The following is a 25,696-nucleotide window of genomic DNA, read 5'->3' as shown; positions in this document are numbered from 1 at the left end:
GGCTGCCATGAGTGAATCGACTGAAACCATCTCAGCCGCCGTTGCGGCGCCTGAAACACCTGCGACGAAGCAGACGCTGGACATCCATGAGATCATGTCCATCCTGCCGCACCGGTATCCGTTTCTGCTGATCGACCGCGTCGTTGAAATTGAGCGCAAGCAGCGCATTGTCGCCATCAAGAACGTCTCCTTCAACGAGCCGCAGTTCCAGGGACACTTTCCGGACTATCCCATCATGCCCGGCGTGCTGATGATCGAAGCGATTGCACAGGCTGGCGGCGCGCTGCTGCTGACCGAGATTCCCGATCGCGACAACAAGCTGATGGTCTTTACCGGCATCAACGAAGCCAAGTTCCGCCGGCCGGTCGTGCCGGGTGACCAGGTACGCATCGAGGTGAAGGTGCTGAACTGGCGCACCAGCGCCGTAAGAATGCAGGGCACGGCCACTGTCGAAGGCAAGGTGGTGTGCGAGGCGACGGTGATGTGCGCGCTCGTTCCCCGCGCTAATAAGAAGGCCGAAGGATAGCCTCCGGTGAGCATTCATCCCACAGCCATTGTCCACGAAGGCGCCAAGATTCCCGCAAGCTGCACGGTGGGTCCTTACTGCACGGTAGGCGCCAACGTTGTGCTGGGCGAGCGCTGTGAGCTGGTCTCGCACGTGGTGCTGGACGGCCACCTGACGCTGGGCGACGACAATCGCGTCTTCTCCTTCACCTGCCTCGGCATCGCGCCGCAGGACCTGAAGTACAAGGGTGAGCCGACCCGGCTGGTGATCGGCGACAAGAACGACATCCGCGAATACGTCACGATCTCGCGCGGCACGGTGGGCGGCGGCGGCACGACGCGCATCGGCTCCGGCTGCCTGATTATGGCCTATGTGCATATCGGGCACGACAGCGTGATCGGCGACGGCTGCATTCTGGCCAATGCGGCCACGCTCGCCGGACACGTTACGGTGGAAGACTATGCCACGGTCGGCGCTCTCAATCCAGTGCATCAGTTCTGCACCATCGGCAAGTATGCCTACATCGGCGGAGGCACGACGATCACGCAGGATGTGCTTCCCTACTCGCTGACGAGCATCGAACGCAATAATCGCGCGTATGGCATCAATAAGGTCGGGCTTGAGCGCAAAGGGTTCACGCCGGAGGAGATCAAGCAGCTGCGTGCCGCCTACAGGCTGCTCCAGGCATCGAAGCTGAACACCACCGAAGCGCTTGCTGCCATCCGCGAGAAGATCGCCTCAGGCGAGTTCGGCGAGCGCGTAGCCTATCTGGCCGAGTTCATCGCGAAGAGCGAGCGCGGCGTTATCAAATAACTTTCGTTGCAACGGAGGTGTCCCATCGTTCACGCTCATCTGCGCCGCTGCCTCTCACGCCTGCTGATCGCTGCCTCCACGCTTCAACTTACGTCTGCGCTTCAAGCGCAGACGCAGGATCACATTCGCGTCGCCATCGTTGGGCTGGTGCATGGGCATGTGCAGGGGTTTCTGCGCAGCCTGCCGTCGCACAACAATGTCGAGCTTGTGGGGATTGCAGAGCCTGACGCGGCGCTTCGGCAAAAGTATGCGGCCCAGACGAAGCTGCCGGAAAGCATCTTTTTCGCGAGCGAGACGGAGATGCTGGCGAAGACGCATCCACAGGCGATTCTTGTTTATAGCTCCATTGCGGACCATCGGAAAGCCATCGAGCAGGCTGTTCCTCAACACATTGCCGTGATGGTGGAGAAGCCGCTGGCTACGACCGTGGAAGATGCGGAGGCGATTGCGAAGCTTTCGAAGCAGTACAACGTGCCTGTTCTGACCAACTACGAGACGACCTGGTATGCCTCGAACACAGCCGCATATCAGATGCTTGGCGAGGGCAAGATCGGCGATCTTCGCAAGCTGGTCATCCATGACGGGCATCGCGGGCCGAAGGAGATCGGGGTGGGACCGGAGTTCCTGGGTTGGCTGACCGATCCGAAACAGAACGGGGCGGGAGCGCTGTTTGATTTCGGCTGCTATGGCGCCGATCTCGCCACGTGGTTCCTGCATGGCGAGGCGCCTGTCTCGGTGACAGCGATTACGCTGCAGATCAAGCCGGATATCTATCCCAAGGTCGACGATGACGCAACGATCCTGCTGAAGTATCCGCACGCGCAGGCAATCATTCAGGGTTCGTGGAACTGGCCGTTCGACCGCAAGGATATGGAGGTTTATGGAGCGAAAGGCTATGTGGACACGGTGAAGGCGGACAAGCTGCGCGTAAGGCTTCCAGGCGAGACGGACGAGCGCGTCGAAATTGCGACGCCGCTGACAGCGCCGCAGGATAACTCTCTGGATTACCTGACGGCGGTGCTTGCGCACAAGATCGATCCCAGGGGTGACCTGACGGCACTCGATACGAATGTAACGGTGGTGCGGATTCTTGCGGCGGCGCGCGAATCGGCGCGGACGGGACGCACGGTAACACTGGCTCACTAAGAAATGACGATGGCAGCAACGGAAAAACTTGGACTGATCGCCGGGAACGGACGCTTCCCGTTTCTTCTGCTCGACGCTGCGCGTGCGCATGGGCTGACGGTCGTGGTCGCCGCGATCAAGGAGGAGACGGATCCGGCGATGAACGTGCGCGCCTCGGCCGACACTAATGTGCATGTGCACTGGCTGTCGCTGGGAGAGTTATCGCGGCTGATCGAGACCTTTCAAGCTGAGGGCGTAACGCGGGCTGTGATGGCCGGGCAGGTGAAGCACAAGCAGATCTTTTCCAGCATCCGTCCTGACTGGAGGCTGGCGAAGCTGTTGTTGAATCTGCGCACACGCTCTACGGATGTGTTGTTGGGGGCCGTCGCGAAGGTTCTGGGCGATGAAGGGATCGAGCTGATTTCATCCACGCAGTTTCTTGAGCCGCTGCTGGCCACGCCCGGAGTGCTTACCAAGCGCGCTCCGGACGACGAGGAGCAGAAGGATATTGTCTATGGGCGTACCGTTGCTCGGGCCATCGCGGGATACGACCTGGGCCAGACCGTCGTGATTGCCGCGCAGGCCTGCGTTGCAGTGGAAGCGATGGAGGGGACGGACGCGACCATCGAGCGCGCCGGGGCGCTCTTCCGCACACTCGATGCTGAAGATGCGGTGCGCCAGAACGCTGCCGACGCGACCACGCTGCGTCGCGCACTGACCGTGGTGAAGGTCGCCAAGCCCAACCAGGACATGCGCTTCGACGTACCGGTCGTGGGCGTGCCGACCATTCGCACGATGCGCCAGGCGGGTGCGACGTGTCTTGCTCTTGAAGCCGGAAGGACGCTGATGTTCGATCCAGCGGCCATTGCTGCGGAAGCCGACGCCGCAGGTATTGCCATCGTTGCAGACTAGCGAATGGGGGCCATTCGTCCCAGGAATGTCATAATCCTGTGTCTGAGACGTAGAATCTTTATGCACCGTCATCAGGCCGTGCGTCTTGTTGATTCGTGGAATCGTCTGGAGAGCATGCTCTACAAAAGGGGAATGAAGATGCGCAAAGGAATTTGGATCGCAGTCATTTTTGGCGTCGTTGCAACATGCGGATTAGGCATCAAGGCTCACGCCGCGTCAGACGCCATCGCTGTGGGCTCGGCCGCTCCGAACTTCACGCTGCCCTCGCAGGAGGACAAGCCGGTCAGTCTGAGCGACTACAAAGGCAAGTGGGTCGTGCTGTACTTCTATCCGAAGGATCAGACGACTGGATGCACCATCGAGGCGCACAACTTTCAACGCGATATGGCGAAGTACGATGCAGCCAATGCCGTGGTGCTCGGCGTCAGCCTCGATACGGTTGAGGGGCACAAGGCATGGTGCTCGAAGGACACCTTCAGCTTCAAGCTGCTGGCTGATCCGGACCATAAGGTCGTCGACGCCTACGGCGTTCCGGTGGCGTCGCATGGAGATATGAAGTTCGCACAACGGCAGACTTACCTCATCTCGCCCAGCGGCAAGGTTGTGAAGTTCTGGCCGAAGGTCGATGTGCAGACGCATAGCGAAGAAGTATTGGCTGCCATCGCGGCCAACAAACAGTAACCTGGCTGTAACAAATTCGTACAGACGCAAAAAGGCCCGGCGCTCATTCGAGCAAACCGGGCCTTTTTGCTTGCCTTAGGTTAAATCGTGCTTACTTCTTGGCAGCCTTCTTGGTTGCCTTCTTGGCTGCCTTCTTAGCCGGGGCCTTCTTGGCCGCCTTCTTCGCGGGAGCCTTCTTTACTGCCTTCTTGGTTGCCTTTTTTGCTGCTTTCTTCGTTGCCAAGGTTATACCTCTCTTACTAGATTTTTTGCTGCTTGCCGTGCCCTTCTTGCTGGCTGCCTTTTTAGGGGCAACCTTACCGCCGCGCCGGGCACCGGCCTTCTTCGCGGCAGATTTCAATGTCTTCTTCGCTGCGGACTTCTTCACAGCCTTCTTGGCTGCTTTCTTCGCAGGCGCTTTCTTTGCGGCCTTCTTCGCCGGAGCCTTCTTGACCGCCGCCTTTTTCGCGGGAGCCTTCTTAGCCGGCTTCTTCGCCGCAGCTTTCTTTACGGCAGGAGCAGCCGGAGCCTCAGGCTCGCGAACCGGAGGAGGCGGAGTAAAGAGTGTGGCCTCTTCGACGCGGCTGGGAACCTCGCGGATGAAGACAGCTACTTCCTCGCGAACGAAGGCCCCTTCATCCTCATCGTCATCGGAAGAGACAAGAACCTCTTCTTCCTCTTCGTCGTCCTCGAAACGATCGTTCAGGTCATCGTCATCAAAGTCGTGATCGTCTGCCGCAGCTGCTGCATGAAGCTTGATCGTCTCGTCGTCGAACATCATGATCGCCTTTTCCCTCGCCTGCGCTTTTGACTCTCTTGTAACTCTTCTACTGACTCTTCGCTTCCATCAACGTCCCGGATGTTTTCAGTACAGACGTAAATACGAATCTGTATCCGGCACGAGATTCTAGCAACAGAATGCCCTCATGCGCCAGAAAATAGCAAGCACTCTTTTTTGTAAGGAAACTTAACGTGCAGCTTTCGATTTCGATTTGGATTTGGAAGACGACTTCGAAGAGGAGGTTTTGCTCTTCGACGAAGACGCAGCACCACCCTTTGAAGACGAAGCTTTCGTCGTCTTCGTGCTCGACGATTTCACGCTCGATGACTTCGCACTTGCGCGCAATGAGCCCTTCCCGCCTGCATGTTTCGACGATGTGGCCCCATGCGTCGAGCTGCGCTTACCGTGTGCACCCTTTCCGCGAACGCGCGTTCCCGGCGCAAGCTTCACCGGCTCGGCGACGAGCAGTACGTGACCGGGAGAGACCGTGCTCGATGAAAGATGATTCCACCTGCGAAGCTCTTCGACTGAGACTCCGAACCGGTCTGCGACCGTAATCAAGGAGTCGCCGCGGCGAACGGTATAGCGCGAAGGGCGTGATGCGGCCGCGGCTACCGTGACCGGAATGATCAGCTCATCCCCTTCATCCACACTCTCGCCTGCTGTGATGCCATTGGTCTCGGCGATCTCGCTGGCGCGCGCGTGCATCACGGTCGCAATCGAGTCCAGCGATTCACCGGCGCGAACCACATGGAAGCGCCAGCTCGATCGCTTCTCTTCGGGAATCTCCTTGATGCGGGCGACGTAGGCATCTTTCGTACCGGCGGGGATATGCAGGTCGAACGGCGTGTCGTGCGGTGTGCTCATACGCAAGAGGCTAGGATTCAGCGCTACGATCTCCTGCAGCGAGGCGTTGGTCACATCGGCCACCAGATGCAGGTCGATCGTGTAGTCGATCGTGACGGTGTCGGAGATGACGGGCGCCATTGGCACCAGTTTGTCGAGCCCATACTGCGCGGGATTCTTCGCCATGATGATGGCGGCGATGATGCCCGGAACGTAGTTCTTCGTCTCGCCCGGCAACACGCCACGGCGATACAGCTCCCAGAAGTCGGCGTAGCCGGTCTTCATCACCGCGCGCTGCACATTGCCCGGCCCCCAGTCGTAAGCAGCCATGGCGAGATACCAGTCGCCAAACTGGTTATAGAGCGTCTTGATGTAGCGCGCATAGGCACGCGTGGACTTCTCGGGATCGAAGCGCTCATCTACCCAGCCGTTACGCGCGAGACCATAGGCTCCGGTGAACGGCATGAACTGCCACATGCCTGCTGCACCCGAGGAGCGGTTGACGACCTGCGGCTGGAAACCGGACTCCGTGACCGCCTGATAAATGACATCCTGCGGCACTCCCTCTTCGCGAAGGATGCGCTGGATCATGTCCTTGTACTTGCCGGCACGTTCAAGCGAGCGAAGCAGGTGTGCATGGCCTGTCTGCGAGTTGGAGAAGTAATTGATGAAGCCGGCGACGTAGTCGTTGACGACAAGCGGAAAATCCGACTGCGTCGTCTTCAGCTCGGCGGAGAGCTGAGCATTCAGGGCTGCGTCCGATTTGAACGTCACCTCATTTGCAGCATCGAGAGGCGCGGCTTCAATGGCGGGCGAGAGTCCATTCCCCTGCTTCAGCGCCGCAATCTCGAGCGCGTTGACCGAATCGAGCAGATGCTCAAACTCGTCGGAGAGCTGCGGGTCCTTCTTCAGATCGAGACCGCTGGTGAGCATCAGATCGACGGCCGAATCGAAATCTGCGCGCGCCGCTTCGAGGTGTCCTGCGCGGTAGTTATCGACGCCGCTGCGATAGATCTGCTCGACGCGATTGATGAGCTGCTGCGCTTTGTACGCCCTGGCGGAGTCTTCTACGGTCTGGGCCGTCGTTGGCAATGCGGCAGCCTGCGACGCTCCTGCAGGAACAGGAGCCGTGGCCTGCGGTGAGAGCTTGCCCGGCGCACCGGCCTGTGCCGCATTGTTCTGCGGACAGCCTGCCAGTAAAACGAGCGGCGCGCATCCCAGCGTCAGCAGCCAGCGCCGCAGATGATGCAGATGATGTTGTTCCGTTTGCCGAAGCATTGTTCCTGCTCATTGTATGACGTAGCTACTGCGTGGCGCGTATACCGACTTCGCCGGGGCCTCCCGCCGGTCGGCGCAAAAATTCTTATTCGGCGGACTAGCCATCGCTATCCCTAACGTTAGAAGTGCTCGATGCGCTGTTATCATTGAAGATTGAGGCATCCCGTCACACCGTATGAATCCCAGTCACATTCGCAACTTCGCGATCATCGCGCACATTGACCACGGCAAGTCCACCCTGTCGGACCGTTTGCTTGAGCTGACCGGTAGCTTGACCTCGCGCGAGATGCAGGCGCAGGTGCTCGACGCGATGGATCTGGAGCGCGAACGCGGCATCACGATCAAGGCCCACACGGTACGCATGATGTATAAGTCGCGCGACGGTGAGACCTATCAGCTCAACCTGATCGACACGCCCGGTCATGTGGACTTCAGCTATGAGGTCTCGCGCTCGCTGGCTTCGTGCGAGGGCGCGCTGCTGGTCGTCGATGCCTCCCAGGGTGTTGAGGCGCAGACGCTTGCCAATGCCTATCTCGCCATTTCGAATGGGCTTGAGATCATCCCCGTCATCAATAAGATCGACCTGCCAAGCGCCGATATTCCGCGCACGAAGGAGATGATCGAGAAGTCTGTCGGCCTGCCTGCCGACGATGCGATTCCCGTCTCTGCGAAGACAGGCAAGAACGTCGACGAGATTCTCGAAGCGGTCGTGCATCTACTGCCTCCACCGAAGGGCGATGCCGATGCTCCTTTGCAGGCGTTGATCTTCGATAGCTGGTTCGATCCCTACCGCGGCGTAATCGTGCTGGCTCGTGTGATCAATGGACGCATGCGCAAGGGACAGAAGATCAGGCTGATGTCGAACGGCAAGGTCTTCGATATCGAGAGCATGGGCGTGATGACGCCGAAGCCTGTCGAAATCGATGAGCTCTCCGCCGGAGAAGTCGGCTTCTTCGTCGCCACCATCAAGAACGTCGCCGATACCAAGGTGGGCGACACCATTACCGATGTCGAGCGGCCCTGCGCGGAGCCTCTGCCGGGCTTCGAAGATATCAAGAGCATGGTCTTTGCGGGTCTTTATACGGTTGATTCGCACGAGCACGGCCTGCTGCGCGACGCGCTGGAGAAGCTGCGGCTCAACGACTCGTCGTTCAACTTCGAGCCGGAATCCTCGGTCGCTCTCGGCTTCGGCTTTCGCTGCGGCTTCCTCGGCCTGCTGCACCTTGAGATCATCCAGGAGCGCCTGGAGCGCGAGTACAACCTCGACCTGATCACGACTGCTCCGGGTGTGCAGTACAAGATCACGCTCACGGACGGTAAGGTCGTTACGGTCGACAACCCCTCGCGCTGGCCTGACCCAAGTGAAATCGAGCAGGTGGAAGAGCCGGTTATCGAAGCCAAGATCCTGACCAACGAGGAGTACCTCGGCGGCATTCTGAAGCTGGTCGAAGACAAGCGCGGCCGCCAGAAGAATATCGAATACGTCTCTGAGACGCGCGTCATGATCACCTACGAGCTGCCGCTCAATGAGATCGTGCTCGACTTCTACGATCGCCTGAAGTCCGTCTCGCGTGGCTACGCCTCGCTGGATTACCATCTGGCCGGGACGTGGATCTCGCCAATGGTGAAGATGGACATTCTGGTCTCGGGCGAGCCGGTCGACGCGCTCTCGATCATCGTGCACCGCGACTTTGCCTATGACCGCGGCAAAGCACTGGTCGAAAAGATGCGTGAACTCATTCCGCGCCAGATGTTTGAGGTCGCAATCCAGGCGGCGATCGGGTCGAAGATCATCGCTCGATCTACGGTCACGGCCATTCGCAAAAACGTGATCGCGAAGTGCTATGGCGGCGACATCAGCCGTAAGCGCAAGCTTCTTGAAAAGCAGAAGGAAGGCAAGAAACGGATGAAGCGCATCGGCAAGGTCGACATTCCGCAGGAAGCCTTCCTGGCGGTGCTGAAGGTGGGCGAAGAGTAAGTCGCCCTTGCGGGTAATTGGCCTGATTTTCTATTCGTTTCTCAGGGACGCCGTAACAGCAGTGTAACTTTCATCTGTGGAAACCCCTGAAATCGCGCTCTTTGGTCGGTTTTGCATCAACAAATTAAGAATTTCCGCGGATGGTCTCTGCAAATTCCATGTTTTCATTGATTTGCGCTGTGGCCACTCTATGGCGGTTTCCGAGCAAAAATAGCCCAAAGTTGTATTTACAGAACGAAGTCGCCCAGCGATTCACAGGTTTTTCCACAGAACGGCTCTAATCCGCACTTAAATGAGTAACCGGCGATCTTCTTGAAGAAGATCGCCGGTTGTACTGCAAAATCAGTTACTGCTTGGGAGTGGTCCGCGCAGGCGTCGTCGAGCGAGGACGGGCACCGGGAGCGCCAGCCGAAGGAGCCGACGGAGCAGGAGCCGCAACACCCGAGGAGGCGTTGTAGGCATTCACCACAGCCAGGGTGATATCCGTGTTCGGATTCTGGCTGGCCCACATCACATTGCTGTTCTGCTGGTTGCTGACGTCGAGCAGCAGGGTGTAGCCATTGTCGGCAACATACTTCTGCACCGTAGCCGAGAACTTGCGGGCAACCCGTGCATAGGCTTCCTGAACATCGGCCTGGTAGGCGTTGTTCGCGTCTTCTGCATCGCGGTTCAGCTGCTTTTCCTTGGTGTCGATGTTCTTCAGGCGGGTGGCACGCTCGTCATCGCTCATGGTGGCGGGTGCGCTCTGAAGCTGCTTCTTGAGCGAATCGACTTCCTGGCCGAGGGACTCGATCTGCGCCCTCTTGGGTTCCCACTTCTTCTGAACGTCCTGAACGGCCTTCTGTCCTTCGTTGGTCGCAAAGACACCTTGCTCAAAGGAGATCAGGGCGATCTTGGCCGGGACAGCCTGCGGTGGTGGCGGGGGTGTGTTGGCTGCGGACGTTGCAGCTGGAGCTGCGGGAGCAGGGGTTGCCGTCTGCGCCATCGCAGCGGCAGTCGACAGTCCCGCGCCGAGGGCGGAGACAAGAACAAGGGTGCGATTCATGCGGTGTTTGGTACTCCTTCGGGGATCGTTCAAGAAATCATCCGGTCGTAGGTGCAGAATCGCGACCTTCCGAGCCAATGGCCCTGCATCCGCTCGATGATTCCCTCAACCAGGAGAGAACCACCTATGCCGCGACCGTCCGGCCTTGAGGCCGGCAGGGAGCGAGAGGGCTGCCAGAACACCCCGATTATAGGGTTCTGACTGGTGCGGGTCAAACAAAACCAGCGTGAATTCACGTATCCCAAAATATGGAGCCGATCCTGTGCGGACTCCGGTTTTTGGACGTCGCGGCGCCTAAAACGTCTGTAAGTGCCCCTATTTTCAGAGGGCCTGATTGGTATCCCAATTGCTTCTTATCAAGTATCGCTTCCAGCCTGGGCATTGGGTTGTCCTATGTTGAGGCTGTAGCGTGGGTTCCCGTATGAAGAGAGCGTACCCATGATGGTACAGCTCCGCTGCGGTGGGCCTGGTTCTCTGCAAAGAGGATCCGTTTTTGGGAGGCCAGTGATGGCCATTGCTGAAACAGCCGCTCCCACACAAGGGGATGCGGCTGCTCTTCGCTCTCTGCCAGGTTCTTTCTGTTTCAGGAACGGGTGATCGGCAACGATCTGATATGTTAAGAAACAGGGTCGTTAGAAGAAGGACTTGCAAAGCTGACCGCTTGCGCGTACCCTGTCTCTGGCCTTGATCTAACCGGCGGTGGTACCCATCTTGAGTGGTTTCGTGATGCATAGTGGGTTTCCGCAGGTTGGTGGCATACGTGGGGACATACGAGTGACGCAGCCAACGCTGCCGATGGATGTTCAACGTGAAGGGTGAAGGGATTGGCCGGATTGAGGCCATCCGCGGCTGCCTGAGCTGGCAGATTTTGACTAGCCGGCAGCAACAAAGCATTTATTAGACGTCCGTTTTGAGTACAACTTGAGATTGTTTCCTCCGACGCACCACGGGTTTGGTCCGAGCTTCGCCACCAAGGCGAGCACGCCGAAGCCTGTCGTCGTGGGAGTGAATCGCTAATTGCGTTAGACGCAACAGGAAGTGGAAGCATGACTTCAGAACAGAATATGCCCGAGGTTGATTCGTACCAGGGTTCTTCCGCGGCCCCCGTTCAGGATGGGGAGTCGCAGTATGCCGGGGGATCCATTCCCCATGGTATGGGTCAGTCGAAAAGCAGTCGCCGCAGGCGTCGTAAGCGGAAGAACAAGGACACGGGCGCGCCGCAGCAGCAGGCGGCTGGCGATCAGGGCGCATCGGTTCCTACGATGCAGGCAGCCGGACAACCCCAGCAGGGCTTTCAGCAACAGGGCCAGCAGCCTTATCAGGGAAATCAGCAGGGTAGCGGCGGCAAGCGCTGGAAAAAGAAGTTCCGCGACCGGCAACGCAACGGGGGGGGGCAGAACCCAGGCAACGCTGCCGACTTCAACTCCACCGGCGCTTATCAGCAGACGCATCAGCCCGGCAATAATTCCTACAAGAGGAAGGGCGGCGGTGGCAAGCAGCAGCGTGGCCCGCGCAACTTTGTCGGCCCGATGGACCACAGCTACCGCGAGGTGAACGGCAATTTTGCCGACGCACCGCCTTCGACCATCGATACAGGCAACAATGGAAACCGCCGCAATGGTCATGGCCGCAACTTCCACGTCAGCGACTCGCAGCCGATCGATTACTCGCAAGGACGTGCTATCCCGATCCCGGAGGATGCACCGACCAAGATCTTCTTCTTTATTGAAGATCTCTTCTTCCTAGCGAAGATTCAGGAGACCTCACGCAAGCTCGGCGTCAAGGTCGCGTTCGTCAAGAACGATAAGGACGTCATCTCGCAACTTACCGCAGAAGATGATCGCCCATCACTTATCGTCTTCGATCTGAACAACGCGAGCGCCAAGCCGCTGACACTGATTCCGAAGCTGAAGTCGAAGTTGAAGCGTGGCACCTCGATCATCGGCTTCCTCTCGCATCTGCAGGGAGACCTGAAGGCCAAGGCCACCGAGGCTGGCTGCGATACGGTTATGCCGCGTGCAGCCTTCTCGCAGAACCTGCCGAATCTTCTGCGCCGCTACAGCGCCTCGGATGAGGAAGACAGCAACAACTACAACCAGTAATTCATCTGGAAGACACACGACGGCTGGCGGGCTTCGATCCGCCAGCTTTCGTCTTTAACCGGGAGGCCACGTCATAGGGCGTCCACCCAGCAGATGCAGATGCAGGTGCTGCACCGTCTGTCCGCCTTCGTCGCCTGTATTCACCACAACGCGATAGCCCTTATCCAGCTTTTGCATGCGAGCCAGGTCGGCTACGGCCGACATCAGGTGCCCCAATAAAGGCTTGTGCTCTGCCAGCGCCTTCGCCTGCGATGCGATGTGTTCCTTGGGGATCACTAACAGATGCGTGGGGGCCTGTGGATTGATGTCCGGGAACCCGATGCAGAACTCGTCCTCATACACACGGTTCGCTGGTATCTCGCCAGCCAGGATCTTGCAGAATAAACAATCGGGAGAGAGTTTCTGAGAGCCGACGTTCGTTTTCATGAGCCCTTTCACTTATTGAAAAATTTAGGACGCTGGCCCGGCGTCCATGGGTTGTACCTGGCGGCAAAGGCCGCACGACTTGCAACAGAGGGATGGCTGAACGTCCAGAACTCAACGAACGGGTTAGGGTTGGGATCGACGAGCGATATCTCGCCCAGCAATTGAAACGCCTGTTGTGCCGTTGCCTGCGGGTCGGCGACGATGCCGTGAATCGCCTCCTGCCCATACACATCGGCTTCATGCTCGTGCATGCGGCTGTAGCCATTGATGATGGGCTCTGAAAAGAATGAGAGCACGGCCAGCACGAGCAGGAGCACAGCAAGCGCACTCCAGTCGTTCTGCGAACTGACGCCCCAACGCTTTCCATACCGTGCAATCAGCCACCTTACTCCCCGATAACCGAGGTAAAACTCCACCAGCAACAGCAGGCCAAGAAATGCCAGCGTCGCTGGAATGTGATTCAACACATAATGTCCTAGCTCATGTCCAAAGATGAAGCTGATCTCATCCGGGGTTGCCTTGGCAATGGTGTTGTCCCACACAACGACGCGTTTTGACGCTCCGTAGCCCGTAACATACGCATTCAGCGTTGTGACCTTTTCACTTGCCTTCATCAGGTACATCCGCTCTGGCGCAATCTGCACACCGCCGCGGGTCACGACCTGCTCCAGGCGGTCTACCAGGGCCGGGTTCGATTTCGCCAGCGGCTCGAACTTGTTGAAGAGAGGATCGATCAACACCGGCGCAATAAAGACCGAGAGCAGCACGATCAGCATCGCTGGAATCCAAAACCAGAACCACCAGCGATTCGGCGATTTGCGAATCACCCAGAACAGCAGCATGACCAGCAGGCCGCCAAAGACGAAGACCAGCAGGAAGCTCTTCGCCTCATCCAACGCCCAGCTGGCCCAGCCCTGTACCGACTGCCCATACTCCACCGCTGCATGATGGGCGTAGAGATCAAGCGGCAGGCCAAGCAGCGTAGTCGTCAGCAGCAGGAGCAATGCGAATGCAAACCCCTGCACCCAGCGGTTCGCGCTCAGTCCCACCGCGGCATCGCGCATACGGGCCACAGCGCCTAATGCCAGCAAAAGAACGAGCTGGAGAATCCCCCATCCGCTGCCCAGAAAATCCAATATGACACGAATGCGCGAATAGGCGATCGCTTTAGCCAGCTTTTCCGGTGGGAGCGAATAGGCGGCCCCCGCATCGTTCGTTGTTGTCTTTTGTTCTTGCGCCGCCGGAGTTTGCTGCGTGCCCTGAGCAGCGCTTGCCTGCGCCTTCAGCAGAGGAACGATAGCAGTCAACAGAAATAGCAAGACGGCAAAGATACGGATGCGCATAAGGCCTTTCAGGTCCATGGGGTTGTGTCAGTTTGCACGAATAGCTGTTCTCCGGCAACTCCTCTCATCTCAGCAACTGTCTCTATGGACGGGCATACCACCGTCACGTCACATAGAGAATGGAGAATCACCTTCATCCTCCCCATAGGAAGCACTATCGCCCGTCTTTCCGATACACTCGCCCTTAGTCAGGATTTTCCGCAGGTGAAACGAGTTCTTCCTCCAATGATGCGATCCCGTGCCGTAACCGGCCTTGCCCTGAGTCTCTCCGTTTCTGCCCTCTCTATCGTTACTGCTGCCTCTACGCATGCCGCCGAACCCAAGCTGCAAGCAAATACAGCGCTGCTGGACGCCATGAGCGCGGAGCTGAATCGCGCGGTTGCATCCCTCGGCTCAACAGGAAGCGACAAGCAGCCGAAGCCTTACTTCATCAGCTACTCTGTCGCGGACGCGGACACGTTCAGCATGACGGCGCAGTATGGAGCCATCGCGCTTGAGAACCAGAGTCACCGCCGCATCGCCGACGTGCAGCTCCGCGTCGGCACACCGCAGCAGGACAACACGCACGGCGACCACCGCGCCAGCGCGCTGACCACCATTCCTCTGCCGCTCACCGACGACCGTGAGGCGATCGAGCGCACTCTCTGGTTTGCCACCAATCGCGGCTACGCCAAGGCGCTCGACAGCTACATGAAGGTGAAGACTGAGCAGCAGGTTCGCGCCAAGGAAGAAGATGCTTCGGCCGACTTCTCTGCCGAATCACCGAAGACGGACATCCTGCCTGCAGCGCCACAACTCAGCGTTGACAAGGCCATCTGGCAGAAGCGCCTCCGCGAGATCTCCCTGCTGTTCCGCCAATATCCTGACGTCTTCTTCGACACGGTCATCCTGCAGTCTTCCACCGAGACGGATTATTTCGTCTCTTCCGAGGGAACAAAGGTTGCGACTCCCAATCAGGTCGCGCGGCTCGTCGTTGTCGCCCGCACTCGCGCTGCCGATGGGATGGACCTCTTCCGCGCCGAGACCTTTGAGGCCGACTCGCTCACTCATCTTCCCGACCAGAAGGCCGTCCTCGAAAAGATCTCCGCCATGGCGAAGAACCTTGTCGCCCTGCGCAGTGCACCCATTACCGAACCATTCAACGGCCCGGCCATCCTTAGCGGACGCGCCTCTGCCGTCTTCTTCCACGAGGTTCTCGGCCACCGCCTTGAGGGCCAGCGCCAGCGCGGCGATGATGAAGGGCAGACCTTCACCAAGCTGCTGGGCAAGCAGATTCTTCCCAGTTTCATGAGCGTCACCGATGATCCCACACTGAAGAATTTCGACGGTCAATCGCTCAGCGGACACTACAGCTATGACGATGAGGGCCAGCCTGCGCGCCGCGTCGACCTGATCAAGGATGGTGTGCTGGAGACCTTCCTGATGTCGCGTCTGCCCATCGCCAGCTTCTCGAACACCAACGGCCACGGACGCGCCGAGACCGGACGCATGCCCACGGGCCGCCAGGGCAATCTCATCGTCAGCTCCACCAAGACTGTCAGCGACAAGGAGCTGCGTCAGATGCTGATTGACGAGGCGAAGAAGCAGGGCAAGCCCTACGGTCTCTACTTCGAGGACATCTCCTCGGGCTTCGCGGTCACAACGCGCCGCTCGCCGCAGGCCTTCCAGGTCATTCCGCTTGTCGTCTACCGCGTTTACGTCGATGGCCGCCCGGATGAGCTGGTGCGCGGTGTCTCCATCGTGGGTACGCCGCAGGCTGCGCTCAACCGCATCGTCGCGACCGACAATCATCAGGAGATCTTCAACGGCATCTGCGGAGCCGAGTCCGGCAGCATCCCCGTCAGTGCCGTCGCGCCTGCCATGCTCGTGCGCGAAATTGAGACACAGCGCCAGGCGCAGGGCAATAATCGTCCGCCGATCCTGCCTCCACCGCCCGTCGGCGATGCCGGAAAGGAGATCAAGTAATGAATACCCTTTCCTTGCTCCGCAACAAGCGCACCATTTCGATTGCACTTGCGATGACCTCCCTCTTTATCGCTGCACCCATCACGCGTGCGCAGACGAAGATCGACGATCCCCTCCTGAAGGCCATGCAGGCTGAGCTTGAGCGCGAGAAGAGCCAGCTTCTGCTACCTGGTATGGAGCGGCCCTACTTCATCGAGTACCGCCTCGACGACTTCACCACCTACGAGGCTGTCGCCAACTATGGTGCGCTTACTCGCGAAGAAGAGGGGCACCAGCGCATCGTCCGCGTCAGTGTTCGCGTAGGCGACTACACGCTCGACTCCAGCTCCGGGCGCGGCGAAGGCTCTGTACAGCTTGGGCCCGAGGACAACGATCCGAATGCTCTTCGGTACGCTCTCTGGGTTGCGACCGACGACGCCTATAAGAATGCACTGCGCGCCTACTCTGCAAAACGCGCGGCTCTGGAACGCTTCCAGTCAACGCGTGAAGAAAAGGACCTCTCGCAGGAGAAGCCCTTCGTCCACATCGAGCCGCTACGCAAGCTCGAGATCGATCGCGCCGAATGGCGACGCCGCATTATCGATGCCAGCGGGCTCTACAACACCGCACCCGAAGTTCGCAGCTTTGCTGACCAGATCCAGTACTCCACGGCGAACATTCGCGGTATGGCGCTGAACCGTTACCTCGTGAACTCTGAAGGCACCATCGCACGCTATGCAAGCAGCGGGTACAACAATGCCATCAGCGTCGGCGCGCAGGCTCCTGACGGCATGCGCCTCGGTCGCGACAACGGCTCGGTCGCTGTCACCGCTGCCGAGCTTGAAGGCTGGCCGGCTTTCCGCAAGCGCGTCATCGACGACCTTAAGAGCCTCGACGCTCTGCGCAATGCTCCCATCGTCGACGCCGAGGACTATCACGGGCCCGTCCTCTTCTCCGGCGACGCGGCCTCCGATGTCATGAACCGCCTCTTCGTCCCGAACATCGAAGCCGATCGCCCAGAGCTCGGCACTGCCGCGCGTACGACCGGTATTTATACCTCCAGCTACAAGGCCCGCGTTCTGCCCGAGTTCATCAGCGTTGTTGACAACCCGCTGGAAGCGAAGTTCGCTGGTCACGCCGTCCTCGGCGCCTATCAGATCGATGACGAAGGCGTGCCCGCGCAATCCGTTCATGTTGTGACCAATGGCAGACTCGACAATTACCTCATCGGTCGCACGCCGGTGAAGGACTTTCCCTCATCCAACGGGCATGGCCGCGCAGCTCCCGGCGCGCCCGCTCATTCGCGCTCGGGCGTCCTGATCGTTTCCTCCGGCAATCCGACACCCGCTTCGCAGATGACACAGAAGCTCCTCGATATGGCGAAGGAGCAGAAGCGTGATGTCTACGCGGTCGAAACGATGGGCGGCGAGGTGCCGCGTCTGCTCTATCGCGTCCACCCTGACGGCACGCGCCAGCTGGTTCGCGGCGCCGCCTTCGACGAGCTGGACAATCGCAGCCTGCGCTCCGAGATCATCGCTGCGGGTGACGATCCCTACGTCAACGATCAGTTGGGCACACTGCCTCAGACCACGATCGTGCCCAGCCTTCTCTTCGGCGACATCGGCGTCAAGCGTGCCAACGAAGAGCAGCAGAAGTTGCCCTACTATCCGCCGCCGCCGATGCAGAAATAAAATTAAAGAAGAATTTCGATATGCAGCTCGATCCTAAGTCGCTCCAGCTACTCGCCATCGCCGCTCTCTTTGCCCTGCTTTACGCAGGACGCATGGTTAAAGGCTCGGCACGCCAGACTCCGGAGGGCCTCGCCTTCCCGCTCAAGCCCGTCGTTCTGTGGGGACGTGCACTGGTTCTGCCGCTCTACTTTGTCCTCTTCGCGTGGCCATTGTGGCAGCGCGAGCACCATATTCCCGTGTGGCTCCCAGTGCTGATCTTCGCGCTCGCCGTCTTCGTCCTCGCACAGATGCCCGGGACGATCGTTCTTACGCCAACCGGACTCACGCAACACTTCTGGCTGCGTGGCACCAAGTCAATCAGCTATCCCGACGTGATGAGCATCCAGGCCATCGGCGCAGGACGCATGACGCGTGTGCTCGGCGCCAACCGCGTCAGCATTACGCACACCTGGAATCACGCCGGCGCCAACGAGTTCATCAAAGAGCTGGAGCGCCGCACAGGGAAGCGGGTCATCCGCTAATCAATCTGTACGAATCAGGTACGGCTCTGCGCCCGAGACATGGATACTCTGGGCCACCTGCGTTGCATTTGTCTTGTCCGGCCTCGCTGGATTGATTCTCACCCAATGCCCTGTAGGACCGGGGAACTCGATCACCTTGGCCGTCGCGTAACGCCGGATCAAATCATTCTTCAAGCGGACCGCATCCTTCTCATTCTGGAATGCACCTACCTGCACGCACCAGCGGCCTCCGGGAATGGCCGTCGGACTCGTGCTGGGTGGCGGCGTCCATGCCTCCACGCGCACCTGCGCCACACCCATGTGATAGACGCCGGTTGCCTTTGCCGCGGCCAGTGAGAGATCGATGATCCTGCCATGCACAAACGGCCCGCGATCGGTAATCTTCACCAGCGCCGACTGATTCGTCGTCAAATTCGTCACGCGCGCCATCGAACCCAGCGGAAGCGTCAGGTGCGCAGCCGTCATCGCATTCTGGTCATACACGGTGCCATCCGCACCCTTGCGTCCTGCATAGGGAGGACCATACCAGCTGGCGATTCCCGTCTCCACCAACGCCGGTTTCCCGCGCAGATCGGGCGGCAGCGGAACAGGTTTTGGCGCAGTTGCCGTCGATGACCCCGATGCGCTCGATGAACCTGAGCCACGCGAGTACGTTCCATTCGGCGTAGGCGGCGGTGGCGTACGGTGTGCTACCACCCGCTTCTTATGGCAGCCCGAAGTCATCAGCACAAGAATGACAGCAGACGCTACAGCCGTACGGCACGCCCAGCCTCCGGCAATGCGTATTCCGCTCACGGCTTCCGCATATCCTCGGGTTTAGGAGGCGGAGGCGTTCGTCCGGCACGCTCATCCATGCGCTGCGCCATGCGGTTCAGCTCCTGCGCCGCGGCGCGCAGAGCGTCCGTGCCACTCCTGCGCACCTCAGGCACAACCTCGTCGTTGAAGTAGGTAACCAACCGCCGGAGGTCGTCTTCCAAACGCGAACCGGTCTCGTGCAGGCGCTGTTCCCATCCAGACTTCGGCGTCTCGTTGACCATGCACACTTCTCCAACGTCCATTATCGAAATGAGGAAAAAGCAGGGTCAATCATTCTGAGCGTCTATTCCGATTGCAGTGCCGAGGTGGTAACGTCGGATGTATTACGAACAATCGGTCACAATGCATACAACGTGATGCGTCCTGCATGCGTCCCTCAATCAGGGGGCAATTCTCAAAGGCCGTCAGACCCGCTTCTTCCCGTGGAGATGCGAGACCGTAAATAAATTATGGAGCTGCTTTTTTGACGGTATCTATCTCTCTTTTCCTGATGGCGCATCGCTTTATGATCGCCGCCCTGCTTGTGTCTTCTGTTTTGACCTGCCGTGCCCTGGCTGAAGATGGAGTAGCAGTCACACCCTCTTCGCTACCCGATGCGCCCAGCGTCACATGGAGTCATGCCGTTGGCTTCAGCAGCTCAGCGGATAACTCCTTGTTGGTCCTCGATCCTGATGTACAAACCGCGAATCCAGCGACAAGGCCGGAAGCACCTGCCTACATCAAACGGATTCATGCGGGACAGCCTGTTGCTCCACAGCACGCACGCGACAAGGTCCTGCTAGGCTTGCGCGAGTCTGTGACACCGTACAGCATGCTGGGCTGGGCCGCTTCGGCGGGCTGGTCGCATCTCGTCAACACTTCGCCGAACTATGGCTCCGATGGAAGGGCCTTCGCTCAGCGGCTTGGCGCAGCCGCAGCACTGAACTCGGGCAAGGAGATCTTCTCCGATTCGGTGCTCTCCGTTGTCTTTCATCAGGACCCGCGATACTACCAGATGGGTCCGGGACACAGCTTCGCCCATCGCGCCATTTATGCAGTGACGAGAACAATCGTCGGACGCACCGATGGCGGCCGCAGCATTCCGAACTATGCCTTCATCCTGGGAACCGGTGGATCGGCAGCGCTGACCCATACCTATTACCCGGAACGAAACGTCCATCCAGGGCAGGTCATGCAGACCTGGGCGACTTCGCTTGGCGGCAGCTCCGTCGGACATCTCGCCTCCGAGTTCGGCGGAGAGATTATCAGTCGGCTGCAGCGCAGAAAACATTGAGTCATCCTTCCCCGCCTGGGGTTTTAGAAGACGAAGAAGGTTGTTGACGATGCAAAGGGCGTTCATTCTGGGATTGTTGCTTTCGATGCGGCTAACCGCACAAACCCCTGAGCCCGCTTCGGATACCGCCTTTGTATCCCAGTCTGCGCCTGTAGAATCTGCAGAGACTGATACCGTTCCGGCGCTTCCCGACTCCCCGGGCTCCGTCCGTCATGAAGATGTGGTCGCAGTCGCCGAAGCTTCGCTGAAGGCCACAGGAAAGCCCACACGCTCCTGTAACGCCTGGTATGCGATTCGCATCATTCATATTCCAGCGGACAAAATGAATGAGCCTCCTCCGCCGTGCGCCGAGCTGGTCTATCCCTATCAACGCTTTCTCGATACGAAAATGATTGTGCCGCTCGACTGGAAGCAGAAGGGCTACCTGGCATTGCATTTTGCAACCGACCCCGCAGGCATAGGCACCATCGCCGGGGTTTCGGCCATCAATATCGCCGTCGACTCCCACACCGCCTACGGCCCGGGAATGAAAGGCTACGGCAAGCTCGTCGGCGTCGGCCTGCTGCAGAATACGACGGGCGAGTTCTTCGGCACTTTCGCAATACCCTCGCTGATGCACCAGGACCCGCGCTACTTTCGCCAGCCCGACAAACCTATCGGCAAGCGCATCCTGTACTCCATCTCACGCACCGTCGTCTCGCGCAGCGATAGCGGCAAGACGATTCCCAACTATGGCACGCTTGCCACATACCCCATCGCTACCGAAATCTCCAACCTGTACGTTCCTGGCATCCACAGCGATGGCCGATCCACCACCGAACGCATCCTGACCGGCCTGGCCCTCGACCCAGTCAACAATCTCCTCAATGAGTTCCTGCCCGACTTCGCCAGCCGCATCCACGTGCGCATCATCTTCGTGCAGCAGATCCTGAACAACATCGCCGTGGCACCGGGCGCTATGCCATAGAGTCTGCAGGCCTTTACCGGCCCGATTTTGCCCTCCCGCTCAGCCAGCCTGAGTCCCCATTCAATGCAGATTTCTACCGTTCGCTTGCTTAATCTTCGGTTCGTCCCCTGATCTGAGTAGTCTGGACATGGCTCGAACTCCTTGTCCGTCATTCATTTAACAAGGGGATTGAACCCGGGTGCTCACTTCCGACATCACCCGTTGGTTAGATAAACTTGTACGGTGTAGTTCCAAGAGCTCACAAGATTTTGACGGAATTATCAGGAGACAGAAACGCGTATGGCAAAGTCCGCGAAGTTAGCCGAGAAGGCTCTTACGTATGGCGCAAAGGCCGCATGGGCCGTGTTCGACAAGCTGAACTCGATCTCGCCCAACCCCAGCTTCACCCCTAAGTGGAGTGACAAGCCCCTCCTGAAGTCCTATCAGAAGGAAAAGCCCCCGCTAGGCTGGCCTCGCACCACCGACTCGCTCTGCCCCAAGTGCATCCCTGAGATCCGCCAGCAGATCGTCGACGGCAAGCTGCCCCACGAGATCCTGCTGAACGAGAAGGTCGGCGAGATCAAGGCACAGATCATCGAGCGCGACGGCAAGATCCTGATGGTGAAGGACTGCCCCATCCACGGCCACTTCGAGGACGTCATGTCCATCGATCCGCCGATGATGAAGCACCTCGAAGACGTCTTCCCCGGTCGCGACATCCGCGCCCACAATGACGAGAAGCTTCACAACCACGGCACCTCGACCGTGACGCATGGACGTGGCTCGGTTCTGACCATCGACCTGACCAACCGCTGCAACATGATGTGCGATCCCTGCTTCATGGACGCTAACCAGGTCGGCTTCGTCCACGAACTCACCTGGGACGAGATCAAGACCATGCTCGACAACGCGATCCAGATCAAACCGCGTCGTCAGATGAGCGTTCAGTTCTCCGGCGGCGAGCCCACACTGTCGCCCTACTTCCTCGACGCCGTCTCCTACGCCCGCAAGGTTGGTTATAACTCCGTGCAGGCCGCGACCAACGGTATCGAGTTCGCGAAGTCGAAGGAGTTCGCCAAGGCTGCTGCTGAAGCCGGCCTGCGCTACGCTTACCTGCAGTTCGACGGTATCGGCAACGCCGCCAACTCACATCGCAAGGTCGGCAACGCATTCGACGTGAAGCTCCAGGCCATCCACAACCTGCATGAGGCCGGCGTCGACATCGTTCCGGTAACGACGATCGTCAACGGCATCAACAACGAGCAGGTTGGCCGCATCATCGAGTTCGCGCTCGACAATCCGAAGAAGATCAACTTCCTCTCGTTCCAGCCTGTGTCCTTCACCGGCCGCGACGAAGAGGTCTCGGACGAGCGCCGCGCCGCACAGCGTTACACACTGTCGCACCTCGCACACGACATCCGTAACCAGACCGGCCTCGGCGAATCGACGCGCGACTGGTTCCCGATCTCCTTCATGTCCACCTTCTCCGACTGGGCCGACCTGGTTCACGGACCGGACCATGACTGGGGTCAGCTCTCCTGCGGCTGCCACCCGAACTGCGGAATCGGTATGGCGCTGATGATCGACAAGGAGACCAAGGAAGCGGTTCCCGTCACCCAGTTCCTCGACGCCGTACAGCTCGCCAAGGACGTCGCCCGCATCAACGACGCCGCCCGCGGCAAGTTCCTCTCCATCCTCGGCGTCTCGCTCGCGCTGCTGCGCAACTACGATCCCACGAAGGCTCCTACACACTTCAAGATCGTCGACCTGCTGCAGAAGTTCGACAAGTGCTTCGGCGCCACCGGCCGCAACTACGGCAAGGTGACCGCTGACCGCACCATGGCCGACATCGAGAAGCGCCGCGCCGATCGCTGGAACTTCCTCTTCATCGCCGGCATGTGGTTCCAGGACCTCTTCAACTACGACTTCCGCCGCACCGAGCAGTGCATCATCCCCTACGCCACGCAGGAAGGCGAAATCAGCTTCTGCGCGTACAACACCGGCGTAGGCTGGCGCAACATTATCGAGAAGATGCACATGACCGCCACCCTCACCAAGTGGTACGAGGAGCATGGCCGTCACGAGATCTTCGCCGGCGGCAAGAAGGTCGGTCTCGAGCGGCAGGACAAGTACGACCTGGTGCTGAACGAGTCGCACGTCAACTCGGCAGCGAACGATACGTTCGAGAAGTCCGGCATCGCCAAGAACGCCCGCGAGGAGAAGATTCGCGCTCGCGACGCCAAGCTGAAGCAGGACGCTGAGAACGCGAAGATGGCCAAGCTCTACCGCAAGGAGATCCTCAAGGAGCAGGAGCAGCCCGGCTTCATCTCCCTCGGCGAGATCAAGCCCGCCCCCGCAAAGGCAGAGGACAAGGACCTCGTCGCAGGCGATTAGTCACCCGATTCACTGCATCAACAATAAAGGCCGCCAGCAATGGCGGCCTTCTTCTTTTCTAGTGGCGGCTTTCGCTGGACGCCGCTGATGCGGTCTCGTCGCCAAAATGGAGTTTACGGTGAAAGAGGTCGAGCGCGAGGCCGAAGCAGCTACGCGCAAGCTCAGGATCGTAACGTGGGCCTTCATCGCGAAGAAAGGCGTGGGCTCCGTTGACCTCGTGCCAGTTGAGGCGCGTGCCAAGCTCGTTGAGACGATTGAGGATCTTCATGCGGCCTTCGAGGGGAATATGCGGATCCTGCCGCCCCCAGACCATGAGCAGCTCGCCCTGAATTTCTTTGGCGCGTTCGAGCGAGTCGTCCTGCATGCCCTTGCCGAGACTGCCCTTATGGATGTCAGTGGCGTAGAAGCACACGGTCGAACGCACATCGGGTTGAAAAGCAGCGCGAAAGGCAAGGTGACCGCCGATGCAGATACCCATCGCTCCGAGCCGTCCCGTGCAGTCGGACCGCGACTTGAGATAGTCGAGGACAGCACGAGCGTCCGCATCATAACTGGCCAGTTCCTTGGTCGTCTTCAGCTCATTGCCGCGGTCGGCCCCGGCCTGGTCATATGCAAGAACAGTCCCTGGCGCTTCAAACTCGTGATAGATCTCGGGAGCGGCGACGATATATCCAAAACCGGCAAGCTGCGCAGCGGTGCGATGAATGGGGCCGGTGATCTGAAAGATCTCCGAGTAGAAGATGATGCCGGGATATCGGCCGGGAGCGGCGGGACGCACGATGTGCGTGCGCATAGGGCCGTATGAGGTAGTCAGTTCCACAATTTCATCGACGACAGTCACTTGCTTCCTCCAGCTTTCGGGTTTGACGTGACTTATTTTAGTCGTACGAAGTTCGGCAGGGTTTGCGGTGGTTTTCTGGAGCTACCGGGATTGCGAGAACACGGCCAGCATCCATGCAATCCCGCTGAATGCCAGTGCCTCGAAGACACTTGCCACCTCATTCCCCACATTCGTATAAGGATCGACGATCGCCCGCGGGATATGCAGCATCAGCAGCCACAGAAAGATCATTCCACCTGTTAGCAAAGCAGCCACGGACGCTACACGTCGCACCATGATTCCCACGCCCCCGGCAATCAGCGCTACCCCGGCAAAGTACGTCCAGAACATCTGTGCTCCAACCCATGCCGGAACGAGCGAGGCCACGAACTTCAGATAGAGGAAGTGGTCTGCTCCGAAGATCACCAGCATCATGGCAAACAGATACCTGCCGGCAGGCAGGACTCGCTCCAGCCATTCCGGCAACTTGTCATCATCGTCAAACGAAAGCGCCGCGATCCATGCTCCTCCAGCCAACGCCATCTCTTTCAGAGCATTCGTCCACGCTCCCAAAATCCAGGTATACGGACTGTTCAGGCGACTGGGGATGTGTGCAACCGCCACTAGAAGCAGCAGCGCGACACCCGTCCACGCTGCAACCTTTCTTCCCTTGATGTCGAAGAGAATGCACGCGCCCGCCAGCACCAGCCCAGCGCCCATCGCATATACCCACAACAAACGAAGGGGTATCCACGCCGGGAATTCCGGGATGACCACCCAGGGAAAGATCTTGAAGTAGAAGTGCATCAGGCCAATCGAAGCCAGCCCGAACGCGTAGAAGGAACGCCCCGCAGGAAGAAGCCACTTTGGCATGGCAGCGAGTCTAGCCTAAGTCGCCTCGCCTTCAGCCGCCATTCATCCCAAATCTCCGGCCAGCTTTCGAACACGATCCAACCGCCGCTTCGCGTGATGCGCTCTGGCCTGCATCGCAGGCGTCCCATCACGCAGAGCACGCTCGATGATCTCCTCGGCCAGCTCCCGGAGCGACGGCTCCTCGCAAGCCAGCAAGCCAATCCCCTCCACTGCCGAGCAGCGTGCCACGTTACTGTCATCCTCGATCAGAAGCTGCATCAGCCTCGCCGCGCGCAGGCGTTGCTCACGCGTGCGCGCCACACGTGGCACAACCAGCCCCAAATGCCAGCGTGTACGCGACTCTTCAGGCGGCAACTCTGCCAGTAGCCCAGCCAGCACATCCGCGTATTTCACTAAGGGAGCGATGTCGGTGTCCGTCATCCTGCGAGCAACGTCCGCGGCCCGCTTGCGCAGCTCCGGCTCATCGCCAAACATTGCCGCGACCAGACTTTTTGCTGCTGCGCGGTCGCCTGCAATCTCCGCAGCCGTCCGTCTTGCCCGATCCAATCCCCAGCGGCCTTTTGATATAGCTTGCACGGCGGAGTTCATGCAACCACTCCGCAGG

23 protein-coding genes are annotated in these 25,696 nt (G+C 59.1%); 13 read left to right on the top strand and 10 right to left on the bottom strand.

Annotated features, from left to right (window positions below; genetic code table 11):
* Positions 1-7: 7 nt before the first annotated feature.
* From fabZ to KFE13_RS12510, 5 genes are all read left to right on the top strand, one after another.
* A complete protein-coding gene (gene fabZ / locus KFE13_RS12530; RefSeq protein ID WP_260703455.1) occupies positions 8-526 on the top strand; it encodes a 3-hydroxyacyl-ACP dehydratase FabZ in 519 nt (172 codons plus the stop codon).
* A 6-nt stretch (positions 527-532) separates the two neighbouring features.
* Positions 533-1,318, top strand: coding sequence for an acyl-ACP--UDP-N-acetylglucosamine O-acyltransferase (gene lpxA / locus KFE13_RS12525; protein ID WP_260703454.1), 786 nt, complete (start codon positions 533-535; stop codon positions 1,316-1,318).
* Between the two features lie 6 nt (positions 1,319-1,324).
* Positions 1,325-2,464 carry a Gfo/Idh/MocA family protein gene (locus KFE13_RS12520; protein ID WP_260703453.1) on the top strand — a complete coding sequence of 380 codons (1,140 nt, stop codon included), beginning with the start codon at positions 1,325-1,327 and terminating at the stop codon, positions 2,462-2,464.
* Positions 2,465-2,473: 9 nt separating this feature from the next.
* Entirely contained in the window at positions 2,474-3,355 is an 882-nt protein-coding gene (locus KFE13_RS12515; RefSeq protein WP_390891563.1) for an LpxI family protein, read from the top strand.
* 138 nt (positions 3,356-3,493) lie between these two features.
* Positions 3,494-4,036 (top strand): peroxiredoxin, encoded by a 543-nt coding sequence (locus KFE13_RS12510; RefSeq protein WP_260703451.1) that lies wholly within the window; start codon positions 3,494-3,496, stop codon positions 4,034-4,036.
* A 91-nt stretch (positions 4,037-4,127) separates the two neighbouring features.
* Here KFE13_RS12510 and KFE13_RS12505 read toward each other — a convergent pair whose 3' ends face one another.
* Both KFE13_RS12505 and KFE13_RS12500 read right to left on the bottom strand, forming a co-directional pair.
* The gene (locus KFE13_RS12505) at positions 4,128-4,796 is read right to left on the bottom strand and encodes a hypothetical protein (RefSeq protein ID WP_260703450.1); all 669 of its coding nucleotides are present in this window, start codon (positions 4,794-4,796) and stop codon (positions 4,128-4,130) included.
* Between the two features lie 186 nt (positions 4,797-4,982).
* Entirely contained in the window at positions 4,983-6,920 is a 1,938-nt protein-coding gene (locus tag KFE13_RS12500) for a lytic transglycosylase domain-containing protein (RefSeq protein ID WP_260703449.1), read from the bottom strand.
* 175 nt (positions 6,921-7,095) lie between these two features.
* On the opposite strand from KFE13_RS12500, the gene lepA reads away from it, so the two are divergent.
* Entirely contained in the window at positions 7,096-8,898 is a 1,803-nt protein-coding gene (gene lepA, locus KFE13_RS12495; RefSeq protein ID WP_260703448.1) for a translation elongation factor 4, read from the top strand.
* A gap of 346 nt (positions 8,899-9,244) precedes the next feature.
* Here the strand turns inward: lepA and KFE13_RS12490 are convergent, their stop codons facing one another.
* Positions 9,245-9,943, bottom strand: coding sequence for an OmpH family outer membrane protein (locus tag KFE13_RS12490; RefSeq protein WP_260703447.1), 699 nt, complete (start codon positions 9,941-9,943; stop codon positions 9,245-9,247).
* A 1,046-nt stretch (positions 9,944-10,989) separates the two neighbouring features.
* On the opposite strand from KFE13_RS12490, the gene KFE13_RS12485 reads away from it, so the two are divergent.
* The gene (locus KFE13_RS12485; protein WP_260703446.1) at positions 10,990-12,045 is read left to right on the top strand and encodes a response regulator; all 1,056 of its coding nucleotides are present in this window, start codon (positions 10,990-10,992) and stop codon (positions 12,043-12,045) included.
* Between the two features lie 54 nt (positions 12,046-12,099).
* On the opposite strand, the gene KFE13_RS12480 is transcribed toward KFE13_RS12485, so the two are convergent.
* The gene (locus tag KFE13_RS12480; protein ID WP_260703445.1) at positions 12,100-12,471 is read right to left on the bottom strand and encodes a histidine triad nucleotide-binding protein; all 372 of its coding nucleotides are present in this window, start codon (positions 12,469-12,471) and stop codon (positions 12,100-12,102) included.
* Positions 12,472-12,479: 8 nt separating this feature from the next.
* Positions 12,480-13,814, bottom strand: a complete 1,335-nt coding sequence (locus KFE13_RS12475; RefSeq protein WP_260703444.1) for a M48 family metallopeptidase — start codon at positions 13,812-13,814, stop codon at positions 12,480-12,482.
* Between the two features lie 225 nt (positions 13,815-14,039).
* Here KFE13_RS12475 and KFE13_RS12470 point away from each other — a divergent pair, with 225 nt between their 5' ends.
* From KFE13_RS12470 to KFE13_RS12460, 3 genes are read left to right on the top strand one after another with little or no spacing between them, the layout of a single operon-like run.
* A complete protein-coding gene (locus KFE13_RS12470; RefSeq protein ID WP_260703443.1) occupies positions 14,040-15,779 on the top strand; it encodes a TldD/PmbA family protein in 1,740 nt (579 codons plus the stop codon).
* The gene (locus tag KFE13_RS12465) at positions 15,779-17,449 is read left to right on the top strand and encodes a metallopeptidase TldD-related protein (protein ID WP_260703442.1); all 1,671 of its coding nucleotides are present in this window, start codon (positions 15,779-15,781) and stop codon (positions 17,447-17,449) included. The genes KFE13_RS12470 and KFE13_RS12465 overlap by 1 nt, the downstream gene beginning before the upstream one ends.
* 20 nt (positions 17,450-17,469) lie before the next feature.
* Positions 17,470-17,970: a hypothetical protein gene (locus KFE13_RS12460; RefSeq protein WP_260703441.1), complete on the top strand. Its 501-nt coding sequence runs from the start codon at positions 17,470-17,472 to the stop codon at positions 17,968-17,970.
* On the opposite strand, the gene KFE13_RS12455 is transcribed toward KFE13_RS12460, so the two are convergent.
* Together KFE13_RS12455 and KFE13_RS12450 are read right to left on the bottom strand one after the other, a co-directional pair.
* The gene (locus KFE13_RS12455; RefSeq protein ID WP_260703440.1) at positions 17,971-18,765 is read right to left on the bottom strand and encodes a septal ring lytic transglycosylase RlpA family protein; all 795 of its coding nucleotides are present in this window, start codon (positions 18,763-18,765) and stop codon (positions 17,971-17,973) included.
* A complete protein-coding gene (locus tag KFE13_RS12450; RefSeq protein ID WP_260703439.1) occupies positions 18,762-19,007 on the bottom strand; it encodes a hypothetical protein in 246 nt (81 codons plus the stop codon). Before KFE13_RS12450 ends, KFE13_RS12455 begins: the two co-directional genes overlap by 4 nt.
* A 242-nt stretch (positions 19,008-19,249) precedes the next feature.
* Here KFE13_RS12450 and KFE13_RS12445 point away from each other — a divergent pair, with 242 nt between their 5' ends.
* The 3 genes from KFE13_RS12445 (at position 19,250) to KFE13_RS12435 (ending at position 23,399) form a co-directional block, all read left to right on the top strand.
* The gene (locus KFE13_RS12445) at positions 19,250-20,059 is read left to right on the top strand and encodes a hypothetical protein (RefSeq protein WP_260703438.1); all 810 of its coding nucleotides are present in this window, start codon (positions 19,250-19,252) and stop codon (positions 20,057-20,059) included.
* A gap of 49 nt (positions 20,060-20,108) precedes the next feature.
* On the top strand, positions 20,109-21,026 hold the full coding sequence (locus KFE13_RS12440) for a hypothetical protein (protein ID WP_260703437.1): 918 nt from the start codon (positions 20,109-20,111) through the stop codon (positions 21,024-21,026).
* A gap of 279 nt (positions 21,027-21,305) precedes the next feature.
* The gene (locus KFE13_RS12435; protein WP_260703436.1) at positions 21,306-23,399 is read left to right on the top strand and encodes a radical SAM protein; all 2,094 of its coding nucleotides are present in this window, start codon (positions 21,306-21,308) and stop codon (positions 23,397-23,399) included.
* Positions 23,400-23,457: 58 nt separating this feature from the next.
* Here KFE13_RS12435 and KFE13_RS12430 read toward each other — a convergent pair whose 3' ends face one another.
* The 3 genes from KFE13_RS12430 to KFE13_RS12420 all read right to left on the bottom strand — a co-directional run bounded on the left by KFE13_RS12430 (position 23,458) and on the right by KFE13_RS12420 (position 25,680).
* On the bottom strand, positions 23,458-24,240 hold the full coding sequence (locus tag KFE13_RS12430) for a dienelactone hydrolase family protein (protein ID WP_260703435.1): 783 nt from the start codon (positions 24,238-24,240) through the stop codon (positions 23,458-23,460).
* 81 nt (positions 24,241-24,321) lie between these two features.
* On the bottom strand, positions 24,322-25,092 hold the full coding sequence (locus KFE13_RS12425) for a hypothetical protein (protein ID WP_260703434.1): 771 nt from the start codon (positions 25,090-25,092) through the stop codon (positions 24,322-24,324).
* Positions 25,093-25,134: 42 nt separating this feature from the next.
* Positions 25,135-25,680: a hypothetical protein gene (locus KFE13_RS12420; RefSeq protein ID WP_260703433.1), complete on the bottom strand. Its 546-nt coding sequence runs from the start codon at positions 25,678-25,680 to the stop codon at positions 25,135-25,137.
* Positions 25,681-25,696 lie beyond the last annotated feature (16 nt).

The sequence above is a fragment of the Edaphobacter flagellatus genome (assembly GCF_025264665.1).
GTDB classification, from domain to species: Bacteria; Acidobacteriota; Terriglobia; order Terriglobales; family Acidobacteriaceae; genus Edaphobacter; species Edaphobacter flagellatus.
The sequence above is the reverse complement of the archived record's forward strand: the minus strand, read 5'-3'. Positions and strand labels throughout refer to the sequence as shown.

What these genes read in the sequence shown, in the direction of transcription:
- fabZ (WP_260703455.1), top strand. Translation starts at nt 8, where the DNA reads ATGAGTGAATCGACTGAAACCATCTCAGCCGCCGTTGCGGCGCCTGAA.
- KFE13_RS12515 (WP_390891563.1), top strand. Translation starts at nt 2,474, where the DNA reads ATGGCAGCAACGGAAAAACTTGGACTGATCGCCGGGAACGGACGCTTC.
- KFE13_RS12510 (WP_260703451.1), top strand. Translation starts at nt 3,494, where the DNA reads ATGCGCAAAGGAATTTGGATCGCAGTCATTTTTGGCGTCGTTGCAACA.
- KFE13_RS12505 (WP_260703450.1), bottom strand. Translation starts at nt 4,796, where the DNA reads ATGATGTTCGACGACGAGACGATCAAGCTTCATGCAGCAGCTGCGGCA.
- KFE13_RS12500 (WP_260703449.1), bottom strand. Translation starts at nt 6,920, where the DNA reads ATGCTTCGGCAAACGGAACAACATCATCTGCATCATCTGCGGCGCTGG.
- lepA (WP_260703448.1), top strand. Translation starts at nt 7,096, where the DNA reads ATGAATCCCAGTCACATTCGCAACTTCGCGATCATCGCGCACATTGAC.
- KFE13_RS12490 (WP_260703447.1), bottom strand. Translation starts at nt 9,943, where the DNA reads ATGAATCGCACCCTTGTTCTTGTCTCCGCCCTCGGCGCGGGACTGTCG.
- KFE13_RS12485 (WP_260703446.1), top strand. Translation starts at nt 10,990, where the DNA reads ATGACTTCAGAACAGAATATGCCCGAGGTTGATTCGTACCAGGGTTCT.
- KFE13_RS12480 (WP_260703445.1), bottom strand. Translation starts at nt 12,471, where the DNA reads ATGAAAACGAACGTCGGCTCTCAGAAACTCTCTCCCGATTGTTTATTC.
- KFE13_RS12475 (WP_260703444.1), bottom strand. Translation starts at nt 13,814, where the DNA reads ATGCGCATCCGTATCTTTGCCGTCTTGCTATTTCTGTTGACTGCTATC.
- KFE13_RS12470 (WP_260703443.1), top strand. Translation starts at nt 14,040, where the DNA reads ATGATGCGATCCCGTGCCGTAACCGGCCTTGCCCTGAGTCTCTCCGTT.
- KFE13_RS12465 (WP_260703442.1), top strand. Translation starts at nt 15,779, where the DNA reads ATGAATACCCTTTCCTTGCTCCGCAACAAGCGCACCATTTCGATTGCA.
- KFE13_RS12460 (WP_260703441.1), top strand. Translation starts at nt 17,470, where the DNA reads ATGCAGCTCGATCCTAAGTCGCTCCAGCTACTCGCCATCGCCGCTCTC.
- KFE13_RS12450 (WP_260703439.1), bottom strand. Translation starts at nt 19,007, where the DNA reads ATGGTCAACGAGACGCCGAAGTCTGGATGGGAACAGCGCCTGCACGAG.
- KFE13_RS12440 (WP_260703437.1), top strand. Translation starts at nt 20,109, where the DNA reads ATGCAAAGGGCGTTCATTCTGGGATTGTTGCTTTCGATGCGGCTAACC.
- KFE13_RS12435 (WP_260703436.1), top strand. Translation starts at nt 21,306, where the DNA reads ATGGCAAAGTCCGCGAAGTTAGCCGAGAAGGCTCTTACGTATGGCGCA.
- KFE13_RS12425 (WP_260703434.1), bottom strand. Translation starts at nt 25,092, where the DNA reads ATGCCAAAGTGGCTTCTTCCTGCGGGGCGTTCCTTCTACGCGTTCGGG.
- KFE13_RS12420 (WP_260703433.1), bottom strand. Translation starts at nt 25,680, where the DNA reads ATGAACTCCGCCGTGCAAGCTATATCAAAAGGCCGCTGGGGATTGGAT.